We start from the raw sequence: 18,474 nt of genomic DNA, 5'->3' as shown, positions 1-18,474 counted from the left end.
TCTATTAAAAACTGACTTGATTATTCAATCAAGTCAGTTTTTCTATGTTATCCAATAAACGTACGAATCTCGTCTTCTGATAAAGAAGAATCACAAACCACCTTAACTTGACCATTTTCTGCAACCAAGAGTGCTGGAACTGTCTTTATCTCGTACTGATGACGAAAGTTTTGAATGGACTCTAACTGAGTTGCCTCTTCACTGTTGATAAAATCAATAGTCAGACCATCTGCTTCAACGACATTGGCCAATTTAGGAGCAAAACGTTGACAATAAGGACAGGTCGCACGACCTAAGAAAAGCACCACTTTTTCACCCTGGACAAACTTTGATTGGAGAGTTTCCACAGTTGTAGGATTGAAGTTACTAACAATTTCTGCAAAAGTTTTCATTTATTCTCCTTACCTTAATCACGATCATCATAACCTTTTGGATGACTAGAATGCCAAGCCCAAGCTGTTTCAATGATCTTCTTAATGTCATCAAATGCTGGTTTCCATCCTAAAATATCACGCGCTCGCGTTGATTCAGCAATCAAGGTATCTGGATCGCCAGGGCGACGATCTGCCATCTCAGCTGGAATCGGATGACCCGTCACTTGACGAGCTGCCTCAAGAATTTCTAAATTAGAAAATCCTGTTGACGATCCGAGATTGAAGGCTGACGAAGGATTCCCTGCACGCAAGTAATCCACAGCTAAAATATGAGCATCTGCCAAATCAAAAGGATGAACATAATCACGAACATTGGTACCATCTGGTGTATTATAATCATCACCATAAATCATGATTTTATCTCGTGTCCCTTGAGCAACTTGTAAGACAATTGGCAATAGATGCGTTTCTGGACCATGATCTTCTCCAATGCTGCCATCTGGCTTAGCTCCTGCCACATTGAAATAACGTAGGGCAACAAATTTTGTCCCATAAGCTTGATCTGCCCACTTCATCATGGTTTCCATCATGAGCTTGCTTTCACCATACGGATTGATTGGGCGTTGAGGGGTTGTTTCTTTGATTGGTAATTCTTCTGGAATACCATAGGTAGCAGCAGTCGATGAAAAGACAATATTTTTAATGCCAAACTCATTCATCACTTCTAATAGACTAACCATACCAGCCGTGTTATTATCAAAATACTTAAGCGGATTTTCCATAGACTCTGCAACTAAAGAGTAAGCTGCAAAGTGAATCACCGCATCAATATCTGGATTTTCTGTCAAGACACGACGCATAAATACCTTATCAGCCAAATCTCCCTCATAAAACAGAGCATCTGGATGAATGGCTGCACGGTGACCTGTGACCAAGTTGTCAACGACAACAACCTTTTCTTTTCCAGTTTCAATCAAACGATCAACCATGTGTGAGCCGATATAGCCTGCTCCACCTAAAATCAATACTGTCATCTCTTTCTCCTTTGAATATTCTTACTTTCATTATACCCATTTAAGCCTAATTCTTCAACTAAAAGAACTAATAGACTAAGCCTTAGCGCCTCTTTTAATACCACTAACTAAAAGAAATAAACTAACAAATACCATAGTAATGGTCGCACTAGCTGGTGTTTCCAAATGATACGACAATAAAAGACCACTAACCATCCCCATAAAACTGGTTAATAAGGCTATCAGCAAGACTTGACGAAAACTATTTCCCAAACGCATGGCAATACTGGCTGGCAAGACCATGATGGTAGAAACAAGGAGTGCTCCTGCAGCTGGAATCATCAAAGCAATAGCAATACCTGTGATTATATTAAACAAAATAGACATTAATTTAACTGGTAAACCATCAACCAAGGCAGTGTCTTCATCAAAAGTTAGTAAATACATGGGACGAATAAACAAACCAGTTAAGAGTAAGATAAGAAAGGCTAGGGCAAAAAGAGCTAAAACCTGATGGTGACTAATGGTAATGATCGAACCAAAAAGATACTGGTCTAAACTCAGACTGGAAGCATTTGCCGCCTTACTCATAATCATTAAAGACAGGGCCAAACCAGCAGACATTAAAATAGCTGTCGCAATTTCCATATAATGCTGATAAACACTTCGCAGATATTCTAAAAAAATGGCTGCTAAACTAACAATTATTAGAGTTGTCCAAGTAGGTGATAGCCCCATTGCCACGCCTATTGCTACACCTGCCAAGGACACATGGCTAAGGGTATCACTCATTAAACTCTGGCTACGCAAAATCAGAAAGACACCTAGAATAGGAGCAAACAAACTCATGGCAAGCACTGCTAAAAAAGCCCGCAACATAAAATCATAGGTTAATAAGTCAAACATTATCTCTCCTCTTACTCTTCCTTATGCACGTTAAAGCAACGCCAAGGCAAATTCTGATTACGCACCAGATGAATGTTACGGTCCGCATAGGGTGCCAAATCATCTGGGTCATGAGTAATCATCAACACAGACTTGCTATGATGCTTGACATTATGGTGTAAGAGGTCATAAAAACTCTGACTGGTTCCTGCATCCATTCCTGTTGTCGGCTCATCAAGGACAAAGACATCTGGATCAGAAGCAAACAGTCGAGCAATCACAACACGCTGCTTTTGACCACCTGATAATTGCCCGATTCTTTTTTGACGACTCTCCCACATTCCAACTGATTCCAAACTAGCTCGCACATGTTCTTCATCATGGGCATCTAAACGACTAAACCAACCTTTTCTTGGATAACGACCTGAACGAACAAATTCCTCTACTGTACTAGGAAATCCTGCATTAAAACTGGCAATTTGTTGTGGTAAATAGGCTAAACGTAGCTTTTTTCCTTTAATATTGGTATCAGATATGGTTACTTGTCCCTTTTGCAAATTAAGCAAACCAAGACTCGCCTTAATCAAGGTTGATTTAGCGGCTCCATTTTCTCCTGTCAAGGTCACAAATTCACCACTGTCTAAATGGTAATTGATCTCATCTAAAACAGGATTATGGTCATATTGAAAACTAAGTCCACTAACTGTAAGATATCTCATGATGACTTCTCCAATCTAAGCACCAAGGCTTCCATAAATCGTGATAAAACTTCCTGTTCACTTTGAGAAAACTTGTCTATGATTTCTTGATAAGCTAAAAGCGTCTGGTGATGATGGTTAGCATGTTCTTGAGCAATGAAAAGAGCTTGTTCTGTCAAAAGATACTGATTACTTCTCGCATCACCACTAGCTTTTTGACTTTCTAAAAGTCCTTGGCCAATGAGTCCTTTGACGGCCTTCGTGACTGCTGCTTGACTAATAGATAAACACTTGGCCAAGTCAGAGTTTGTCAAACTTTCCTCAGTTAACAGCATGAGAATATGCTCTTGTGTACTGGTCAATCTCCACTCACTTTGACAAGCACCAATAAGAAATTCATGCTGATTTTCTGCTTTGAGTAAAATACTATTAACCAAATGGTCAATAGAAGTTGCTAATTCCATATAACTTTCTCCTTTTACTTAACCAGTTAATTATATCATAATCAAAAACAGAACGGTATCTTCAAATACCAGTCAATAAAAAAAGACTGGTTTTACCAGCCTTTAGTTTTCATCTTCGACAAACTGACTCAATAGCCCATTGATAAAACGTGAAGACGTTTCATCGGAGTATTTTTTAGCTATTTCAATAATCTCATTAAGGGCTACACGCGTAGGCGTTTCGTCAAAATAAGTCATTTCATAAAGTCCCAAACGTAAGAGGGTTTTATCTGTCAAGGTTAAACGTTCCAAGGACCAATCTGACTTAAGATGTTGCGTAATCACCTGATCCAATGGTTCCAAATGATCACAGACACCTGTCACCAAATTGAGAATGAAAGCAGGTGTATCCAGAACATCATCCTCAGCTAAATCCTTATCATAACTATAAGCAAACTGAGATTGGTCAAGAGTCTGACCACCAAACTCAAGAGCAAATAGGGTTTGAAAGGCACGCTCACGCAAATCTCGTCTTGAATTATCAAATAACTTAGTCATTCAAGAAATCCTCATCAAACAATGATTTCACATCTGGCTTAGGTGTTTTTTCTGGCACAATACCAACGACATGAACATTGACTTGATTAACCACTACTTCTGCCATATCATAGATAGCTGATTTGACAGCTTGTTGAATAGCAAGGCAGACGGTTGGCACTGTGACACCATATTGCAAATCAACATATAAATCAACCGTTAAACTACCATCTTCAGCGGTTTCAAGATAGACACCACGACCCAAACTTTTTTTGCTCAAACCATCTGCCATTTTTTTATTTTGCAGAGAATGAACCCCTTCTACCTTGCTTGTCGCAATACCTGTAATGACTTCTAGTACACGTGGAGAAATAATAATATCTCCAATTACTTCCTTTGTCATAGCATAATCCTTTCACTTCTGAATAAGGATTGGAATTGCTCCAATCCTTGACTAATTAAGCGCGTGAGACATAAGTCCCTTCAGCTGTATTGATGACCAATTTTTGACCAGCCTCGATGAAATCTGGTACGTTGACAACAAGACCTGTTTCCATAGTCGCTGGTTTACCTGAACCTGTCACGGTTGCCCCCTTGATTGATGGTTGAGTTTCAGCAACCGTCAATTCAACTGTTGTTGGAATGGTCACACCGATAACTTCTGTACCGTAGAATTGGATTTTCACATCTGAATTTTCTAGAATGTAAAGTAATTCATTTTCCACGTTAGCTACTGGAATTTCATATTGTTCGTAGCTTTCAGTATCCATGAAGTAGGCTGTGTCGTCCATCTTGTAAAGGTATTGAGCTGGACGTGTTTCAATAATCGCTTGCTCAAATTTTTCCTCTGGACGATAACTCGTATCAAAAGTTGAACCACTACGGATATCACGCAATTTCATTCGCATGATGGTATTTCCCTTACCTGGTTTATGGTGGCTAGCTTCTAATACTTTAATCAACTTGCCATCTGTTGTTACAAAGGTCATTCCTGCCTTTAATTTACTTGCTTCAATCATAATGATACCTCTTTATTCAAATTATTATCACTTCATTTTACCACAAAAACCATCAAGACTCAAATGTTTTAATAAAATAAGACACCCTTAGTCAGTTCTTTAGTGACTTTTCTTTTTGGATTTGTCGCGCCTGAGCCTTACGGATTTGGCGATCCAACTCTAACTTAATTGCAGGCTCTGGTTCTCGCCATTGGTCAGGTTTCAAAATCTTATGCGTTACTGGGTCAAAATGAGGCTTGCCATCTGGAAAAATTTTGCCAATATTGGCCTCATGAACCGTATCAAAGATAGGTTTAGGATCAATACCCATCAGCGTAAACGACCCATAAGTAAAATACAAAAGATCTGCTAAAGCATCTACTTGACCAACCATCTGATCATCTGTTGCTGGTTTTTGACTAACTTTAACGACAGCCTGATCAATCGCTTGATGTAGGGCTGCCACTTGCTCTTGAAAAGCATCTAGACTAGACTGACTAGCATATAGAAACTCAACGAGCTCTTCTGCTTTGAAATTAACTCGACGACTAGCCTCATGACTATCAAATGCTTTTGGTAAATCACGCAAACTGCCATCCATCAGTTCATGGAAATCACGAACCTTATTGAAATTATCATCACTACTTGTAAAATTAGACTCGCTTCCTAAATGAATCAAACCATAGTGAGCTAGTGCCTTAGCAATACCATCCTGATTGTTACTAGTTGTCGTATAGGTTGCAGTTTGTTTGGCTTCTTGACTACCATTTCCCATCGCCACACCAATTCCCACACCTGATAGCATTTCTAAATCATTATCGGAATCACCAAAAGCCATAACTTCGTTAATGGCAAAACCAAAAAATTCACCGACCTTCTCAATACCTTTTAATTTCGACATCCCCTTAGCAATCAAATCGGCTGAGTAGGGGCTACTTCTTGTGATGGTCAATTGTGGAAATTTCTCTTTTAATTGATCGGTTTCATCTTGAGTCGCAACTAAGACTACCTGATAAATCGGCTCTTTCATGATGGTCAATAAATCAGCAGGACGTTGAGGTTTAAAGCGTCTAATCGCATGCTTAAACGTTTTTTGCACCATCTTAGCCCAGCTTTTAGGCACCACACGACTGATAACTTGGCCAAAACGACTGGTGCCTAGGTTAATAATGTTAGAACCAACCAAGCCAGTTGCTGTTCCCAAGGAAATTTCACGTTTTCGACTAGAGGCATATTTAATAGTGCGATAAACTACAGATTTTGGCAGGGGATTTTCATAAAGTACCCGATCTCTTGTAAAAATATATTGACCATTATAAGCAACAGCAAAATCTAACTCTAGATTTTCCATAAAGCGATTGATAAAACCTGGTCCACGACCAGTTGCCACACCAACCAAAATACCTTGACGATGTAAGTCTTTAATGGCTGCTTGTGTGGATTTTTGCACAGATTTAACATCGTTTAGCAAAGTGCCGTCAATATCAAAAAATACTGCTTTTATTGCCATTTCAATCCCTCATCTCTTGCTTCACACTTTTTTTACGATATGTTACAATAATAATAATAACATATTTTAGGAATTGAAAGAAGACTTATGAAAAAAATTCTTGTGCTCCATACAGGTGGCACCATTTCTATGCAAGCTGATGACACTGGTAAGGTCAGACCTGAAACTACTAACCCTATGAACCATGTGGGACTGACTCTTGATAATCTAGACTTGGAAGTTCTAGACCTGTTTAACCTACCCAGTCCACATGTTAGACCCAGTCACATGCTAAAACTTTATCAATTGATTAAAGAAAAGGCAAAACAGATTGATGGGGTGGTTATTACCCACGGGACAGATACCTTGGAAGAAACGGCTTATTTTTTGGATACCATGACTCTTCCACAAATCCCAATTGTCATTACAGGAGCTATGCGTTCATCCAATGAACTGGGAAGCGATGGCATTTATAATTATCTTTCTGCCCTTCGTGTTGCCAGTCATGACAAGGCTTATGATAAGGGAGTCTTGGTTGTTATGAATGATGAAATTCACGCAGCTAAGTATGTGACCAAAACCCATACGACTAATGTATCTACCTTTCAAACACCAACTCATGGTCCCTTGGGTATTATCATGAAACATGATGTTCTTTTCTTTCAAACAGCAGAACCTAGGGTTCGTTTTGACTTGGAAAAGATTGAAGGCACTGTCCCAATCATCAAGGCCTATGCTGGCATGGGGGATGGCATCATTAGCTTATTGACTCCTGATAAGATTGATGGGGTCGTTATTGAAGCACTCGGGGCTGGCAATATGCCACCTGATACGATTCCTGCCTTAAGTCAGCTTTTAGCACAGCAAATCCCTGTCGTTCTTGTATCTCGTTGTTTCAACGGTATTGCTGAACCAGTATATGCTTATAAGGGTGGTGGCGTCTTACTTGCTGAACAAGGGGTGATGTTTGTCAAAGAACTCAATGCCCAAAAAGCCAGATTAAAATTACTCATTGCCCTAAATGCTGGTTTGCGTGGACAAGCATTAAAAGATTATATTGAAGGCTAATGAAAATAGACAATAGAAAACCCCTTGATAAGTATCAAGGTTTTTTTTTTGAGATGATAGATGACTATTGTTCGTCAGCGACATATTCCAAAATATCTCCTGGTTGACAATCTAGCTCACGACAAATAGCCTCTAAGGTTGTAAAGCGAATAGCCTTGGCTTTTCCTGTCTTTAGAATAGACAGATTGGCATTGGTGATACCAATACGTTCAGCCAATTCGCCTAGCTTCATTTTTTTCTTAGCTAGTTCAACATCGAGATTGACAATAATCATATCTACTCCTAAATAATAAATTTATTTTCTTCTGCAATGACATTAGCTTGCTCAATCACCTTAGACATTGCCCAAATCAAACCAGCAATTAAAACATAAGTCAAGTTCATTGAGACAATACCAACCACAGCGGTTAACACTGTTAAGATACGTGCCAAACGGACATTTTGAAAAATAAATACATGATTGGTTAAAATGTTTTTGAAAAATTGACGAATACAAATCAAAATAGCAATTGGTAATACCAAATTCCACAACATAAAAATAACACCAAAAATCGTCACTGATAAACCAGATAGCAAGACATTGGTTTTTTGGAAATTAGCCAACCAATCTGTCAAATAGCCATTGTTAACAACACCAATCATACTAAAAATGACTAAGCCAATCGCAATCATCAAGTGGATAGCAATCAAAATATTACATAACCACACACCGTATTTCAAATAAGACATATCCTTATTTTTCATCTTAAATATTTCCTCTCTCATCTTACAAATAAAGGGTTACCATTAAATGAGCTCTATTTAATAATTATCATATGATACTATTAGTATAACAGAAATATTTTGTTTTGCAACTATTTTTTATCGAAAAACGATAAATTTTGATGTTTGATATCTCTTTACCTAGTCAAATTCTTTCTCAATGACTAGGTAAGGTCGGATAGGGGCATAACGAGGATTGTCCTGCCAATTTGCTTCTGAAACAATAGCTTGTGTTACCTTTCTGGCTTCTTCCAAAATTGGATAATCCTGCACCAAATCAGCTAACTTAAATTCTGGAATGCCTGACTGCTTGGTACCAAAAACATCACCCGAACCCCTCATCTTAAGATCTGCTTCTGCTAGTACAAAACCATCTGTTGTTTCACACATGATTCGCATGCGTTCTTTACCTGTATCGGTTTTAGGATTAGCGACCAAAATGGCATAGGATTGTTTATTTCCTCGACCGACACGTCCGCGTAATTGGTGGAGTTGACTCAAACCAAAACGGTCAGCATCCATAATAATCATAATACTGGCATTAGGGACATTAACTCCAACCTCAATGACTGTGGTTGAGACCAAAATATCTAGTTCATGATTTTTGAAGGCTGTCATAATCTGCTCTTTGTCATCTGACTTCATACGACCGTGCATCAAGGCCACCCTAGCCTTTTCATCAAATAAAGCGATCAATTCTTGATGCAGTGTTTCTGCATTTTTCAAATCTAAGACTTCGGATTCTTCAATCAAGGGCGAAATGATATAAATCTGGGATTGTTTAGCGACTTCTTCTAATAACCAATCCCAAACTTGAGCTAACTGTTCATGCTTAACCCATCGTGTGATAATGGGTTTTCGACCAGCAGGTAATTGATCGATGATCGAAACGTTCATATCACCAAAAGCTGTGATTGCCAAAGTTCGTGGAATCGGCGTTGCAGTCATCATTAAAACATCTGGGTTAACTCCTTTTTCCCTAAATAAACGACGTTGTTTCACACCAAAGCGATGTTGCTCATCTGTAATCACCAAACCTAAACGATGATACGATACCCCTTCTTGAATTAGCGCGTGAGTACCCACAACCAAATCAATCGAACCCTCAGCAATGCCTGCCAATACCGTTCGACGAGCTGCCACCTTCATGCCAGACGTTAAAAGTGCTATGGTCAAATCAGGAAAAAGGTCAGATAAAGTCATGTAATGCTGTTCTGCTAAAATCTCTGTTGGCACCATTAAAGCTGACTGATAGCCCGCTGTATGGGCGGCATACATGGCTAAACTAGCGATAATGGTCTTGCCTGAACCCACATCTCCTTGTAACAGTCGGTTCATGTGCTTACTTGATTTCATGTCAGCTAAGATCTCAGATAAACTACGTTCTTGAGCCGAGGTTAAGGTAAAGGGCAAATTAGCCAGACGCTCTGCCAATCGCCGCTCATCATAGGCTAACACCGTACCTGAATTCTCCACTTGATGACTGGTTTTTAAGATTTGTAATTTCAGTTGAAAATAGAAAAATTCTTCAAACTTTAATCGCCTTAAAGCCTGTTTATAATGGGTTAAATCCGTTGGAAAATGCATGGCTAAAACGGCGGTTTGACGATCTAACAAACGGTATTTATCCAACAAATACTGGGGGATATTTTCTGGTAAAAGCTGCAAATATCCCATATCCAAAGCCGATTTAATGGCTTTCACCAAACTGGCTTGCGAGACCCCCTTAACAAGATGATACACTGGCTGCATCTCGTCGCTGACTTGGGCTAGAATTTTAATACCAGTTAAACTAGCCTTCTTACTGTCCCATTTTCCAAAAACAGCCACCTCTTGTCCTAGTTGAATCTTGTCTTGCCAATAAGGTTGGTTAAAAAAATTGACAGCCAAGACATCATCACCTTGCTTCATCTTAAAAGTCAACCGATTACGCTTAAAACCATAATATTGCACGACTGCTGGTGTCACAACCGTTCCTAAGACGAGCGCCTTTTCTCCATCCACCAGCTCAGCTACTGACCGACGCTGAAAATCCTCATAACGAAAGGGATAATAGCAGAGCAACTCTTCAATGGTTTCAATCCCAAGTTTTAGAAAATTCTCTGCTGTTTTAGGACCAAAACCTTTCAAGCTCGCTATTTGATCATCCAATTTCATGAGCTGATCCTTGTTGATAAATTCTTGGCACGCGTTCACTAATCAAACATAGAATTTCATAATTGATGGTCTGAGAAAATTGTGCTAAGTCAGTTGCCGTAATAAGTTGGTCCCTATCTTGACCAATCAATGTCACTTTTGTTCCCAAAGGATATGCCTTGGGTAATCGGAGTGTTATCTGATCCATGGAAACACGACCAACAATTTCACAAAATTGACCATCCACTAAAACTTTTGCTCCTTGTAAACGCCGCAACCAGCCATCTGCATAACCAATTGGTACCGTCGCAATAATCTCATCTTCACGAGTCACATAGGTTGCACCATAACCAACTGACTGACCAGCTTTCAGTTGTTTGACTTGAACCAACTGACTCTCCAAACGTAAGGCTGGTTTTAAGTCAAAAGGAAGTGGCAACTCTAATCCACTAGGATTCTGACCATAAATCGCCACACCTAAGCGAACGGCATTAAAAATACCGTCCTTATGCCAAAGGGTAGTGGCTGAATTACTAGCATGAACCAATTCAGGAATTTGAATCAAGTTTGACAAGATGCTCTTAAAGCGTGCTAATTGTTCTTGAAATTTACTATCGTCTGCCTCATCAGCCGTTGCAAAATGCGTGAAAATCCCTACAACTCTAGCACCAACCTTATCTAAGGCAGACATAGATTTGTTGATCTCATCAGCTTCACGAAAACCAACACGTCCCATACCTGAATCAATCTTGAGATGTACTTGCAAGCCCTCTAAATCTTGTTGGTCTTGCGTTGACAAAAGACGGTCCAACCATTCCTGACTCGTTACCGTTAGCATGAGATTATGACGAATTGCTAGACCCACATCTTCAGCTTCAATCACTCCCAAAATCAAAATAGCTTGTGTCAAACCTGCCTGTCGTAACTCCAAAGCCTCGTCCAAATTCGACACACAATAACCATCAACAAAAGATTGCAAGCTCTTCGCAACCTCTACCGCACCATGACCATAGGCATTAGCCTTGACCACTGCAAAGGTCTGTATCTTTTCTCTTAGACAACTTTTAATAACCTCAACATTGGCTTGAATTGCTGCCAAATCAACAATCGCTCTCGTTGGTCTATGCTTACTTGCTACCATTTTCTTCCTCCAAAATAACACTGGCTTGAGCCAATTGACCACTATGACTGATGGAAACAAAAACATGACCAGGAAACAGTGACTGGGTCACTACTGGTGCTCCCTTCTCATCAGATAGGATTTCAATAGCTAAAAAATTTAGTTTTCCAATTCCTGTTCCCATTGCCTTAGCAAAGGCTTCCTTGGCTGCCCAACGACCTGCTAGATAGGCCATTGCCCTTTTTTTAGGTAATTGATCAAACCTAACTAATTCCTTAGGTGTCAGTACTTTTTTTACAAAATTGGGCCGCTTATCATAGACTTTTTCGATAGCAGAAATCTCTTGCAAATCAATCCCATGCCCTACAATCATCCTTCTCTCCAAGAAAAGAGCTAAGACCATGCTCGCTCTCTTCTTTTCTATTTTAAAATTTTTGACGTCCGTGACAATTCTTAAATTTCTTACCAGATTGACATGGACAAGCATCATTACGACGCACACCAGTAAAATCATACTCAGTTAAGCTATCAAAATCAAGTTTTTGAGCTGCAATATTACCTTGAGCAGTTGTTCTCGCATTTTGTGACACATGCTCACGCTCTTGTTCATGAATTTGTGTCTTCATCATCGTACGCGTCACATCAAACTCAATTGTACTAATCATATCTTGGAACATGCGGAAACCTTCTGATTGGTACTCAACAATTGGATTGTTTTGAGCATAACCACGCAGACCAACCGCACTTCTCAATTGATCCAAGGCATCAATATGACTGGTCCAACGATTATCCACAACCATCAAAATAAGTACTTTTTGGAATTCTAAAATCTTGTCTTCATCTTTTAATCTTGCCATTTGTCGTTGATAAACTTCCATAGCACGATCATATAATTCTTCTTTAATTTCCGTAAAGCTCAATGATTGTAAGTCAGACACGCTAATATCTTCTTCATCCAACAGATTATTTTGAGCAAAGGTCACAATCGCCTCTAGGGCTTCATCCTTATCCAAACGACTATGAGCATCAACTTGACGATCAATCGTACGTTGAATCATGGCCTTAATTTCTGGTCCTAAGTCACGAATAGCTGTAATGACTTCATAACGGTTAGCGTAAATAATTTCCCGTTGCTCGCGCATGACATCATCATACTGCAAGACTTGTTTACGAGCGTCATAGTTATTACCCTCAACACGTTTTTGGGCACTTTCCACTTGTTTGGTCAACAAGCTAGACTTGATAACAGCATCTTCTTCATCGAGATTCATACGGTCAAGGAAGGCTTTAATACGCTCTGAACCAAAACGTTTCATCAAGTCATCTTCTAAAGATAGATAGAATTGAGATTCTCCCTTATCTCCTTGACGTCCGGCACGACCACGCAACTGATTATCAATACGGCGACTCTCATGACGCTCTGTTCCGATAACACAAAGACCACCAAGGTCTAGTACACCCTCTCCCAACTTGATGTCGGTACCACGACCAGCCATATTGGTGGCAATAGTAACTGCTCCACGTTGACCGGCATTCATAATGATTTGTGCTTCTTTAAAATGGTTCTTGGCATTCAAAACTTCATGTGGAATACCTTCTTTAACCAACATTTTTGACAGCAAATCACTAGTATCAACAGAAGCTGTTCCGACTAGAATAGGTTGACCTGTCTGATAACGCTTTTTGACATCAGCTACAACCGCACGAAACTTCGCATCTAAGGTTGGATAAAGCAAATCTGGATGGTCAATACGTTGGACTGGACGATTCGTTGGAATTGGAATGATTCGCATGTTGTAAATTTCACGGAATTCTTCTTCCTCCGTCTTACCAGTACCTGTCATCCCTGCCAATTTTTTATACATACGGAACATGTTTTGGTAGGTGATTGACGCGCTTGTCTTGGTTTCTTCTTGAACCTCGACACCTTCCTTAGCTTCAATGGCTTGGTGAAGACCATCAGAGAAACGACGACCTTCCATGGTACGACCTGTAAATTGGTCAACGATTAAAATCTCACCCTCTTCACTGACCACATAATCCACATCCAAGGTCATAATATAATTGGCACGAAGAGCATTGTCAATATAATGGGTCAAGGCCACATTTTCAAGGTCATAAAGGTTATCCAAATTGAAATACTGCTCAGCTTTGTCAATACCAGAATCTTTTAGACCAATGGTCTTAGTCGGTACATCAATGGCGTAATCTTCACGTTTAAGGGTCTTAACGAACATATCTGCTCGGATATAAAGCTGATCAATATCTGCTCCACCAGCACCTGAAACGATCAATGGTGTACGCGCCTCATCAATCAAGACTGAGTCAACTTCATCGACCAAAGCAAAGTTCAACGGACGTTGCACCATATCTTCTCGACGTTGCACCATGTTATCACGAAGATAATCGAATCCAATTTCTGAGTTGGTTGAATAAGTAATATCACAGTTATAGGCTTCACGTTTTTCCAAAGACGATTTTGCAGCCAGGTTAATCCCAACTGACAAACCAAGCCAACTGTAAACCTCACCCATCTCCATGGCATCACGAGTTGCTAGATACTCATTGACCGTAACAACGTGGACACCTTCTCCCGAAATGGCATTTAAGTACACTGGCATGGTAGCCGTTAGGGTCTTACCCTCACCAGTACGCATTTCAGGCACATCACCATGATGAAGGACAATCCCCCCCATGATTTGAACTGTATAAGGAAACAACCCCAAGACACGTTTGGCAGCTTCACGTACAACAGCAAAAGCTTCTGGCAGTAAATCATCTAAGGTTTCGCCATAATTATAACGTTTTTTAAATTCTTCCGTCTTAGCCTTCAATGCCTCATCAGACAGGCTTTCCATCTCATCGGCATAAGATTCAACTTTCTTTGCTATTTTTCTTAATTTTTTCACTTCACCCTTATCATTTTCAATAAGTGTGCGTAGCATATTTGCCATTTTAGTTCCTCTCAATTACGATACATTATCATGTTATTATACCACGAAATAAACTGCTATTCAAGAGTGGGCTATAATGTCGCTAAGCAATCTCTTCTCTTTGAAACTTCTTGTCCCAAGTCCCTATCTCATCTCATTGAAATTTGTTATACTAATAATAACTATCAATTAAAAAGGAGATTCCATGAAACGAATTTTAGAAAAAATCAGCCTACTCGCACTCTCTACCATGCTAGTATCCACTTTTGCCGTTTCCCCTGCCTTGCCCCAAATGATTGGTCATTTTGCAAAAGAAGGGATTTCGTCTAGTCAAGTAGAAAACCTCATTACGATTACGTCTTTTGCCATTATGGTTAGCCTATTGTCTAATGGTCTTATCGTCCGATTTTTATCAGAGCGCTCTATCATCATTTTAGGTTTATTTTTAATGGCAATTGGTGGCTCGATGCCAGTTCTTTTTCCTAGCTTTACGCTAGTTCTTTTTGCCAGAATTTTACTTGGCTTGGGAATCGGACTTATCAATGCTCGTGCCATCAACATCATTGGACATTTTTTTACAGGTCAAGAAGGGGTACAGATGATGGGCTTACGCAGCTCAGCTGAAGTATTAGGTAGCGCCAGCTTGACTACCCTTGTTGGTTATCTCTTAGGTTTTGGCTGGCAATTTGCTTTTGCAGCCTATCTATTTGCCCTAGTTATTTTATTGCTCTTTGTTCTTTTTGTGCCTAAGGAAAACCTAGGTCAAGAACAAACTGATACGGATACCTCTTTCTCTAAACCTAAATTAACAAAACACCTATGGCAAACCAGTCTTTATCTCGCTTTTCTAGCCTTTTTTGTCATCAATGTTAATACCTTCCTCACCATGAGAATTCCTCAAATCGTTGTCACATCTGGAATCGGAACAGCTCAAGAAGCTAGCTATGTTCTCAGCTTAATGCAAATGATGGGAATCTTAGCTGGAACACTGTTTAGTTTATTGATTGGTCGCTTTAAACACTGGCTGTTAGGGATAGCCTATACCATTTTTGGACTATCCGTTGTTGGGATTACCTTTGCCCATAATCTTTGGTTACTGGGATTAGGAGCAATGATTTCAGGATTCTTCTATAGTACCATTTTAACCATTATTTTTAGTCGAGCAGCTGGACTTGCTCCAAAACCACTTGATAATACTGTCATGACTATCGTTCTTATGGGTTGTAATATCGGTGGAGCAACCGCCGCCTTACTTCCCAACTTTTTAGAAAAGATCAACCCAAGTCTTGGTGCCTTTGATATTTATACCATCGCTTGTGGAATCATCAGTGCTTTGCTATTAGTCAAAGAAATAAAGAGAGTCTAACATGCGACTAGATAAATTTTTAGTAGATTGTGGCATCGGTAGCCGAAATGAAATCAAAAAACTCTTAAAAACAAAACAAGTTCTAGTCAATGGAGAAATTTCAACTCTGGCTAAACAACAAATTGATGAACAAAATGACCACGTCACCATAAATGGACAGACCTTAACCCATGAAAAATTTGTTTATTATTTACTCAATAAACCCCAAGGAGTTATTTCAGCCACTCAAGATGAATACCATACTACTGTTCTTGATTTACTTGATGAAACCGCTCGTCATAAAGATGTTTTCCCTGTTGGTCGCTTGGACATTGATACCCACGGTCTTCTTCTCTTAACCAATAACGGCCAGCTAGCTCATGCTATGCTATCGCCAAAAAAACATGTGGATAAATGTTATCAAGCCAAGATTGATGGGGTCATGACCCAAGATGATGTCCAAGCATTTGCTCAAGGTATCGTACTTAAAGATTTCACCTGCCAACCTGCCCAATTGACTATTCTTTCAACCAGCAAAAAAGAAAACACCAGCCTCGTTCAAATTACCATCAAAGAAGGTAAATTCCATCAAATCAAGCGCATGGTGAAAGCCTGTGGTAAAACCGTAACTGACTTACAACGTTTAAGCATGGGCCCCTTGCAACTGGATCCCAATTTAGCACTAGGTGACTATCGCCGTCTAACTCCAAAAGAAATAACTAGCTTGGACATTTTTAACGTGGCATTATAAAATAGCAGAAAGAGTTATCTCTCTGCTATTTTTTTAATCATTGCTGTAACTAACAATCAAGGTTAAATCCCCAGAAAACTCCCATGATGCGACATGATTTGGTAGAATAAAATGATCTCCCTTTTTCAAAGAATAAGTGTCATTGTCTATTAGTAAATCTCCCTCACCTTCAATTACACTCATCAAATAATAAGGTGCTGTTTGCGTAAAACTAGCTTGCCCTTTAACTTCCCATTTATATACTGTAAAGAACTCATTGCTAACCAAAAGCGTGGACATTAAATCCCCTACTTTAAGATCCACAGGTTGACTATTTTTTGGTTCAGCAAGTGTCAACACATCTATGGACTCTTTCAAATGCAGTTCTCTCAATTGCCCACTTTTATCAGGACGGTCAAAATCATAGACACGATAGGTCGTATCGCTTGATTGTTGAGTTTCCAAAATTAAAATCCCACGACCAATGGCATGCATCGTTCCACTTGGCACATAAAAAAAATCACCTGCCTTAACTGAAACTCGTGTCAATAACTCATCCCATTGACCTGTCATAATCATCTCTTTCAAATCCTCTTTAGTCTTAGCCGTGTGCCCATAGATAATTTCGGCTCCTTCATCAGCTTCCAAGACATACCAACATTCAGTCTTACCCAATTCATCTTCATGGGCTAAAGCGTAAGCATCATCCGGATGTACTTGCACACTAAGCCAATCATTAGCATCTAAAATCTTAATTAACAAAGGAAAAACTTTACTTTTGGGATAACCAAAAAGAGCCGGTTCTAAGTGATATAGTTGATCCAAACCCATTCCTTCAAAGCGACCATTTAAGATTTGTGAAACACCGTTACCATGAGCTGAGATAGCCCAATATTCACCCGTCTTATCACTATTAAGCTCATAATTAAAAACTGTACCAAGTCGATTACCTCCCCAAATCTTCTCATGCAATGTCCCTTGTAAAAATAATGGTTGTTTCATTTTATTTCTCCTTATCTTAATTCAGTTTCATTATAACACCACAACACTCTCTTCTGCAATACTTAATCTTTTCTCTCTAATAGCTAAAAATAGATTAGTCACCTAATCTACTTTTTATTCTTCTGCTAAACGTTCTTTAAGTTGTTTAAGCAAGGCTTTTCTCCCTGCAAAACGTTCTCCCCTAATTAACCTATCCAATTGCGCTTGTTCTTTGACACTTAAATTCTTTCTAACTACCTCTAACCAAGATTTAAAGCTCACATAATCTTCCAATAACATACCTTCTGCTCTCACTGCATGACCAACCTCACCAATTTCCTCATAAGTCATTTGATTAAACTGGCGCTTCACACTACATTGTTTGCGTAAAACATCCTTCACATGATTAGAAAATTTCGTCTTGAAATAAATTCGTAAACAATGTTCATCACACAAGACTTGAGGACAAGATTGACATAAATGATACAGACTAATCATCGCTTCTTGCTCCCAATCATCATGCAGCCAAATTCTTATCTGATAAGTTCTTTGCAATTTAGACACTATCGGCTTCACTTTATCATATAATTCCTCAAATTTTTCATTATCCATGTCCATCTCTTACACTCCTTTATTATTTAACTAATTCAAGTATAAGTCAAACTTCTTTTATAGAACAGGACATCGATGTCACTTTATAGAAATATAAAAAAGGACATTGAATATAAACAATGTCCTTTTAGTCATCTAAACTCCGCCAGTAGGACTCGAACCTACGACATCATGATTAACAGTCATGCGCTACTACCAACTGAGCTATGGCGGAATATCAATAGCTAAGCGACTACCTTATCTCACAGGGGGCAACCCCCAACTACTTCAGGCGTGCTAGGGCTTAACTGCTGTGTTCGGCATGGGTACAGGTGTATCTCCTAGGCTATCATCACTTAACTACTCTGATT

20 protein-coding genes, 1 tRNA gene and 1 rRNA gene are annotated in these 18,474 nt (G+C 39.3%); 3 read left to right on the top strand and 19 right to left on the bottom strand.

The features are described from left to right. Positions 1-47: 47 nt before the first annotated feature. The 9 genes from traF to FRX52_RS04240 all read right to left on the bottom strand — a co-directional run bounded on the left by traF (position 48) and on the right by FRX52_RS04240 (position 6,458). On the bottom strand, positions 48-392 hold the full coding sequence (gene traF, locus FRX52_RS04280) for a conjugal transfer protein TraF (RefSeq protein WP_146461723.1): 345 nt from the start codon (positions 390-392) through the stop codon (positions 48-50). A 14-nt stretch (positions 393-406) separates the two neighbouring features. After that, complete coding sequence (galE, locus tag FRX52_RS04275; RefSeq protein ID WP_146538621.1) at positions 407-1,408, bottom strand: UDP-glucose 4-epimerase GalE; 1,002 nt, start codon at positions 1,406-1,408, stop codon at positions 407-409. 75 nt (positions 1,409-1,483) lie between these two features. Next, positions 1,484-2,293 (bottom strand): metal ABC transporter permease, encoded by an 810-nt coding sequence (locus FRX52_RS04270; RefSeq protein WP_146538620.1) that lies wholly within the window; start codon positions 2,291-2,293, stop codon positions 1,484-1,486. A gap of 11 nt (positions 2,294-2,304) precedes the next feature. Then, a complete protein-coding gene (locus FRX52_RS04265) occupies positions 2,305-2,991 on the bottom strand; it encodes a metal ABC transporter ATP-binding protein (protein ID WP_146538619.1) in 687 nt (228 codons plus the stop codon). After that, entirely contained in the window at positions 2,988-3,434 is a 447-nt protein-coding gene (locus FRX52_RS04260) for a zinc-dependent MarR family transcriptional regulator (RefSeq protein ID WP_146538618.1), read from the bottom strand. Before FRX52_RS04260 ends, FRX52_RS04265 begins: the two co-directional genes overlap by 4 nt. A gap of 102 nt (positions 3,435-3,536) precedes the next feature. Next, positions 3,537-3,971: a transcription antitermination factor NusB gene (nusB, locus tag FRX52_RS04255; RefSeq protein WP_146495870.1), complete on the bottom strand. Its 435-nt coding sequence runs from the start codon at positions 3,969-3,971 to the stop codon at positions 3,537-3,539. Continuing rightward, positions 3,964-4,353 (bottom strand): Asp23/Gls24 family envelope stress response protein, encoded by a 390-nt coding sequence (locus FRX52_RS04250; RefSeq protein WP_146461713.1) that lies wholly within the window; start codon positions 4,351-4,353, stop codon positions 3,964-3,966. The genes nusB and FRX52_RS04250 overlap by 8 nt, the downstream gene beginning before the upstream one ends. A gap of 55 nt (positions 4,354-4,408) precedes the next feature. After that, positions 4,409-4,969 carry an elongation factor P gene (gene efp / locus FRX52_RS04245; RefSeq protein ID WP_146461710.1) on the bottom strand — a complete coding sequence of 187 codons (561 nt, stop codon included), beginning with the start codon at positions 4,967-4,969 and terminating at the stop codon, positions 4,409-4,411. Between the two features lie 91 nt (positions 4,970-5,060). After that, positions 5,061-6,458: a Cof-type HAD-IIB family hydrolase gene (locus tag FRX52_RS04240; protein ID WP_146538617.1), complete on the bottom strand. Its 1,398-nt coding sequence runs from the start codon at positions 6,456-6,458 to the stop codon at positions 5,061-5,063. A gap of 87 nt (positions 6,459-6,545) precedes the next feature. Between FRX52_RS04240 and FRX52_RS04235 the strand changes: the two genes are divergently transcribed. Next, positions 6,546-7,505: an asparaginase gene (locus tag FRX52_RS04235; RefSeq protein WP_146495866.1), complete on the top strand. Its 960-nt coding sequence runs from the start codon at positions 6,546-6,548 to the stop codon at positions 7,503-7,505. 64 nt (positions 7,506-7,569) lie between these two features. Here the strand turns inward: FRX52_RS04235 and FRX52_RS04230 are convergent, their stop codons facing one another. The 6 genes from FRX52_RS04230 to secA all read right to left on the bottom strand — a co-directional run bounded on the left by FRX52_RS04230 (position 7,570) and on the right by secA (position 14,477). Then, positions 7,570-7,779, bottom strand: coding sequence for a helix-turn-helix transcriptional regulator (locus FRX52_RS04230; protein WP_146495864.1), 210 nt, complete (start codon positions 7,777-7,779; stop codon positions 7,570-7,572). A gap of 8 nt (positions 7,780-7,787) precedes the next feature. After that, positions 7,788-8,249, bottom strand: coding sequence for a hypothetical protein (locus FRX52_RS04225; RefSeq protein ID WP_146495862.1), 462 nt, complete (start codon positions 8,247-8,249; stop codon positions 7,788-7,790). 159 nt (positions 8,250-8,408) lie between these two features. Then, positions 8,409-10,424 carry an ATP-dependent DNA helicase RecG gene (gene recG, locus FRX52_RS04220; protein ID WP_146538616.1) on the bottom strand — a complete coding sequence of 672 codons (2,016 nt, stop codon included), beginning with the start codon at positions 10,422-10,424 and terminating at the stop codon, positions 8,409-8,411. Then, a complete protein-coding gene (alr, locus tag FRX52_RS04215) occupies positions 10,411-11,544 on the bottom strand; it encodes an alanine racemase (RefSeq protein ID WP_146538615.1) in 1,134 nt (377 codons plus the stop codon). The genes recG and alr overlap by 14 nt, the downstream gene beginning before the upstream one ends. Next, the gene (gene acpS, locus FRX52_RS04210) at positions 11,531-11,896 is read right to left on the bottom strand and encodes a holo-ACP synthase (RefSeq protein WP_146538669.1); all 366 of its coding nucleotides are present in this window, start codon (positions 11,894-11,896) and stop codon (positions 11,531-11,533) included. Before acpS ends, alr begins: the two co-directional genes overlap by 14 nt. Positions 11,897-11,948: 52 nt before the next feature. Continuing rightward, positions 11,949-14,477, bottom strand: a complete 2,529-nt coding sequence (secA, locus tag FRX52_RS04205) for a preprotein translocase subunit SecA (RefSeq protein ID WP_146538614.1) — start codon at positions 14,475-14,477, stop codon at positions 11,949-11,951. Positions 14,478-14,661: 184 nt separating this feature from the next. Between secA and FRX52_RS04200 the strand changes: the two genes are divergently transcribed. Together FRX52_RS04200 and FRX52_RS04195 are read left to right on the top strand one after the other, a co-directional pair. Further along, positions 14,662-15,822, top strand: a complete 1,161-nt coding sequence (locus FRX52_RS04200; RefSeq protein WP_146538613.1) for an MFS transporter — start codon at positions 14,662-14,664, stop codon at positions 15,820-15,822. Between the two features lies 1 nt (position 15,823). After that, positions 15,824-16,552: a pseudouridine synthase gene (locus tag FRX52_RS04195; RefSeq protein WP_146538612.1), complete on the top strand. Its 729-nt coding sequence runs from the start codon at positions 15,824-15,826 to the stop codon at positions 16,550-16,552. A 33-nt stretch (positions 16,553-16,585) separates the two neighbouring features. On the opposite strand, the gene manA is transcribed toward FRX52_RS04195, so the two are convergent. The 4 genes from manA to rrf all read right to left on the bottom strand — a co-directional run bounded on the left by manA (position 16,586) and on the right by rrf (position 18,463). Further along, positions 16,586-17,533 carry a mannose-6-phosphate isomerase, class I gene (gene manA, locus FRX52_RS04190; RefSeq protein WP_146538611.1) on the bottom strand — a complete coding sequence of 316 codons (948 nt, stop codon included), beginning with the start codon at positions 17,531-17,533 and terminating at the stop codon, positions 16,586-16,588. Between the two features lie 114 nt (positions 17,534-17,647). Next, positions 17,648-18,124 carry a sigma-70 family RNA polymerase sigma factor gene (locus FRX52_RS04185; protein WP_146538610.1) on the bottom strand — a complete coding sequence of 159 codons (477 nt, stop codon included), beginning with the start codon at positions 18,122-18,124 and terminating at the stop codon, positions 17,648-17,650. Positions 18,125-18,264: 140 nt separating this feature from the next. Further along, a tRNA-Asn gene (locus FRX52_RS04180) sits at positions 18,265-18,338 on the bottom strand. Positions 18,339-18,347: 9 nt separating this feature from the next. Next, a 5S ribosomal RNA gene (gene rrf / locus FRX52_RS04175) occupies positions 18,348-18,463 on the bottom strand. Positions 18,464-18,474 lie beyond the last annotated feature (11 nt).

It is taken from the genome of Streptococcus sp. sy018, from assembly GCF_007859185.1.
Taxonomy (GTDB): Bacteria; Bacillota; Bacilli; order Lactobacillales; family Streptococcaceae; genus Streptococcus.
This window is presented reverse-complemented; position numbering and strand designations above follow the sequence as displayed.